Genomic DNA, 5334 nt, shown 5'->3' with positions numbered 1-5334 from the left:
AGAGGTTCTCAAATAGATGAAATACAGCAACAGCAGTCAGTAAACCGATAGCAAAGGTTTTGTGATGTATCTTAAGTTATTCGAGAAACGCTAGATATGCAAAATAAAGCAAGAGCAGCTTATAACTGTGTCTGGTGCACTCCATGTCTGTATATTTTGAGGAGGAGAGCATGGCAAGAAAACGGTCTGTCTTTTTTCGCAGAGGTTTATCTGTTCTGACGTATGGGTTCTTAGCAGCAAGTCTGGCGCTAGGCATCGGGTTGAGCCAGAGTAGAGCAGAATTAGGTTCTGTTTTGACAAATTCGCAGTTTTCAAGTAAAGAGGGATTAACTCTTGTCGCCCATCCTCCCGCAGTCAATCCTACTCTCCAAGGTACAACTGATACCTCACAGTTAGTACAGCAAGGCAGAGAACTCTATCAGGCAGAACGGTTTTCTGAGGCGGCAAAAGTTTGGCGACAGGCAGCCGAAGCTTATCAAGCCCAAAAAGATGAACTAAACCAGGCAATGCTACTGAGCTACCTGTCGTTAGCTTATCAGCAACTTGGACAATTACCTGCGGCGAGTGAAGCCATTACATCCAGCCTGAAACTCCTACACACAGAACAAGGCAAAAATAATACTTCCAACCGATCGCAAATTCTTGCCCAAGCGTTGAACACTCAAGGAAGTCTGCAATTAGCTTTAGGTCAAGCCGAACAAGCCGTGACGACGTGGCAACGCGCAGCTAGCAGCTATGCACAAGTTGGTGATGAAGAGGGCAGGATGGGTAGCTTGATTAACCTTGCCCAAGCCCAGCAAGTTTTAGGGCTTTACCTTCCAGCGCGGAAGACCTTAGCCAGTGTGGAACAAGCACTTCAGAACCAGCAAGACCTTCAAATCAAGGCTACAGGGTTGCGTAGCCTTGGCAACATTCTTCAATCTATTGGTGAAATAGACCAGTCTCGACGGGTTTTGGAACAAAGTTTAGCGATCGCACGAAGCGCACGCAACGCGAACGCACAGCAACTACAATCCTCTCAAGACCTCAGCGCTACCCTCCTCAGCCTGGGTAACACCGCACGACTGCAAAAGGACACGAAAGCTGCACTCACATACTATCAACAAGCTGCTACCCAATCAGCTTCCCCGACTGTGCAGATTCAGAGCCAACTCAATCAACTGAGCCTTTTGCTAGACGCTGAACGCTGGTCGGATGCACAAACTCTAGCTTCTCTCATCCAGCGTCAAATTACAAATCTACCCCTCAGTCAGACCGCCGTCTATACCCAAATTAACTTTGCTCAGAGCCTTTTAAAGATGGGAAAACGGGGAGATATAGAGAAATTCGACCCTTTAAAAATTGCCCAACTCCTCGCTACTGCCATCCAACAGGCTAAGAACCTCGGCGATTCGCGGGCAGAATCCTATGCTCAGGGTAATCTGGGTAAGCTTTACGAACAAACTCAGCAATGGTCGGATGCTCAGAAACTTACTGAGCAAGCTCTACTTCTCGCTCAAGCCATGAATGCCTCGGATATTACCTATCAGTGGCAATGGCAACTCGGACGCATTCTCAAAGCTAAAGGTGAGATTGAACCCGCAACTGACGCTTATAAAGTTGCCTTCAATACCCTCCAATCTGTCCGCAAGAATCTGGTTGCTATTAATCGAGATGTGCAGTTTTCCTTTCGGGAGAGTGTAGAACCTGTTTATCGTCAGCTTGTCGATTTGCTATTGCAACCCCCTTACCAAGGGGGGGCAGGGGGGGTGCCTTCCCAAAGCAGGGTAAGGGAAGAACCAAGTCAAGCCAATCTTAAGCAAGCTCGTGACGTGATTGAATCCCTACAATTAGCAGAACTCGACAACTTCTTCCGAACAGCCTGTTTAGAGGGACAGGCAGTAGCAATTGATCAAATCGCTCAGACGGAGGCGGCAGTCATTTATCCCATCATTTTAGAAGACCGATTAGACGTTATTCTCAGTTTGCCTCAGCAACCCTTGCATCACTATGCAATTCCGGTCTCCCGGCAGAAAGTGGAGGATGTTTTGGCCCAACTGCGTATCAATTTGGAAAAACCCTACACAACACCAGAAGGGAAGTCTTTAGCTCAACAAGTTTATGATTGGTTGCTCCGACCCATTGAAGCAAACTTGGCTCAGAGTCAGGTGAAAACATTAGTGTTTGTGCTGGATGGTGGATTGCGGAATGTGCCGATGGCTGCCCTTTATGATGGCAAACACTATTTGGTGGAAAAATATGCGATCGCATTAACACCGGGACTACGACTGCTCAACCCAAAACCTTTAAAACAGGAAAAGTTAAAAGCTCTGTTAGGGGGACTGACAGAACAACGTCATGGATTTATTGCACTGCTCAATGTCAATCGAGAATTGGATGAAATTAAATCTGAAGTTCCAAGTCTTGTCCTGCTGAATCAGTCGTTTACCAGCTCAGCGTTGCAAAACGAACTCGATGCGGTGCCTTTCACCATTGTTCACCTAGCAACTCACGGTCAGTTCAGTTCTGACCCTGAGAAAACATTTATTCTGGCGTGGGACAAACCCATTAATGTGAACGAATTGAAGGACTTGCTCCGGAGTAAGGATGAAACTGGACTAGGCGCGATCGAATTATTGGTTCTGAGTGCCTGCGAGACAGCGGAGGGAGACAAACGAGCAGCCTTAGGACTTGCTGGGGTTGCAGTGCAGGCAGGAGCCCGCAGTACCCTAGCTTCGTTATGGACTGTGGATGATGAGTCTGGTACTCGCCTGATTAGTCAGTTCTACCGCGAATTAGCTACCAGGACTGTCACTAAGGCTGAAGCACTCCGGCAGGCTCAACTTTCTCTGTTGCGAGACCCAGATTACAGATATCCTGCCCTTTGGGCACCCTACGTCATAGTTGGGAATTGGCTCTAAAGCCAACACATCACTTTACTTGCACAGAGTAACTCAAACATCCAATACTTACCATGACATTCGCTTCAGTTTGGCTAGCGATCAGCTTTGCTACTACCAAAGGCAATCGCATCTGACAGTTAGGTAAGCCCTAAGATTGTTACTCTGGAGCTAGTAGCAATCTCCTGTCTTCAGCAGTAATTGCGCGATCGCTTTGATATCAACCCCGTTCCATGACTCGTCGCAGCACAGCCATTTTGACTAATCCACTTCACTCTGAACCCACACTTACCCCAAGCGGTAACCCTTTAAGTGTTGCGCCGATGATGGATCGCACCGATCGCCATTTTCGCTATTTCATGCGACAAATAACCCGCCGTACCCTACTCTATACCGAGATGGTCACCAGTGCGGCAATTCTACATGGCGACAAAGAGCATCTACTGGGTTTCTCCCCTGAAGAAAAACCCCTAGCACTTCAAGTCGGGGGCGATAACCCTCAAGAATTAGCGGAATGTGCGCGAATTGCCGAGGATATGGGCTACGACGAGATTAACCTCAACGTTGGTTGCCCTAGCAGTCGAGTGCAAGATGGTAACTTTGGGGCTTGCCTGATGGCGCAACCGGAACGGGTAGCAAAGGCTGTGGAAGCGATGATTGAGGCGGTAAATATTCCTGTTACTGTCAAGCATCGCATTGGGATTGATGATCGCGATCGCTACGAGGATATGGTAAATTTCGTCCGTATTGTGTCGGATGCAGGCTGTCAGCGCTTTACCGTCCACGCCCGCAAAGCTTGGCTTCAAGGTTTAAGCCCCAAGGAAAATAGGGATATTCCCCCTTTGCGTTATGGTGACGTGCATCGTCTCAAGCAGGAATTCCCTCATCTATTCGTTGAAATTAACGGGGGATTCACGAATTTAGAACAGGTGAAAGAACAGTTAAAACTTGTGGATGCGGTGATGATTGGACGTGCCGCTTACGACAATCCTTACTTGTTTGCAACGGCTGATTCTGAGATTTACGGTGAAGAGGGTACACCCCTAACTCGTCATGAAGTCGCTGAAGAGATGTGTTCCTATATTGATCGTTGGGTGGCGAAGGGACTGAAGCTGAATAAAATTACCCGACACATGCTGCAATTATTTTCGGGACAACCGGGAAGTAGAGCTTGGAAGCGTATTTTAACGGAAAAGTCATGTATTCCTGGCGCGGGAGCTGAGGTAGTTCGGGAAGCTTTGGTGAAAGTGTCTCAATCTATGGCAGTGGTGAGTGTGAGTTGAGGGGGATGGGTTCGATTTTGCCTCAAAATATTATTGTGTTGAATCTAAAAATTCCTATTTTATGTTGAGTTCGTTAGTGTCGTCATAGTATTTTTTAACGCAGAGGGTACTGAGGAAGGCGCAGAGGAACGCAGAGTTTGTGGAGTATAATTCCTATTAATTTATAGACAATTTTTGGATGTAGGTGAGATAAAATTTACGCTGTACAGCGGAATGATTAAAACATTGGGGGTACAGTCAATCCTTTGAGGGAAACTTGTTCTTCCTGTTGCGTCAACCCCTTACTCTGAACTAGAACGCCAAAGCCTCCGAGTCCCATCGGGTCCATCAATTGGTGTAGAGACTGACGACGCTGCATGATTTTTATCACATCTTGGCCTGTTGCGATCGCATTTCCCCGATCACTATCTCTCGCAGAAAGTGCCCCAATGCGATCGCCTAATCCCAATGCCATTAAAAACAACCCTTGCTGAGTGAAACCTACCTTACGCAAACCGCACAACTCCCCTTGGCGCTCTAGGGCGGTAAAGTTGACATGGGCGGTAATATCCTGCTGTCCAATATAGAGATAGGGGTTGTTATGATGCCGATGCTGGTAATAACATTGCAACGTCCCTTGATGACGCGCTGGCTGATAATAGCGCTCGGCAAAGTAACCATAATCAATCGTTAATAACAACCCTCGTTGTAGTCGGTTTGCAACAGTATTTAACCAGTCCAAAGCTACTAAATTAACTTCAGTGCGATAGCCTTCCGGATAAGCACCGGATAATAAGTCAATACCGATGAAGTCGAAATACTCGGCTAGCTTAGGTGTTGATAGACTATCTGTGACTTCAACAAAGTTAATCTCAGACGATGCTTGTGCATCTAACGCTACGCTATCAGTAGCAGTCTTAGTGGTTGTCACATAGATTTCCTTGAGTTGCTGTCCTTCAATTACAACTTGATGTACAGGAAAAGCATCAATTAGCTCATTGGAGAAACAGCAACCTTTGATAGAATTTTCGGGTATTTCTTCTAACGAACACCATCGTAAAGGTAAAGGTTTATCACTTATCTTTAACCGTTGTAGCTGTTGTTGTTGTTGAGAAATTAGTCCTGCTGCTTTCTCAATAATGATGTAATCTAATGCCTCAAAACAGTCTGAGTAATGCCGATGCAGGTAATGC

3 protein-coding genes are annotated in these 5334 nt (G+C 46.6%); 2 read left to right on the top strand and 1 reads right to left on the bottom strand.

The window, feature by feature from the left end; genetic code table 11:
- The first annotated feature begins 170 nt into the window (after positions 1-170).
- Together V6C93_RS28820 and dusA are read left to right on the top strand one after the other, a co-directional pair.
- Positions 171-2900, top strand: a complete 2730-nt coding sequence (locus V6C93_RS28820; protein ID WP_333480110.1) for a CHAT domain-containing protein — start codon at positions 171-173, stop codon at positions 2898-2900.
- Positions 2901-3112: 212 nt separating this feature from the next.
- Positions 3113-4162 (top strand): tRNA dihydrouridine(20/20a) synthase DusA, encoded by a 1050-nt coding sequence (gene dusA / locus V6C93_RS28815; RefSeq protein WP_333480109.1) that lies wholly within the window; start codon positions 3113-3115, stop codon positions 4160-4162.
- A 217-nt stretch (positions 4163-4379) separates the two neighbouring features.
- Here the strand turns inward: dusA and V6C93_RS28810 are convergent.
- The coding region (locus V6C93_RS28810) for a class I SAM-dependent methyltransferase (protein WP_333480108.1) at positions 4380-5334 on the bottom strand (955 nt) is incomplete at its 5' end.

It is taken from the genome of Allocoleopsis sp. (assembly GCF_036703385.1).
Classification (GTDB): domain Bacteria; phylum Cyanobacteriota; class Cyanobacteriia; order Cyanobacteriales; family Coleofasciculaceae; genus Allocoleopsis.
This window is presented reverse-complemented; position numbering and strand designations above follow the sequence as displayed.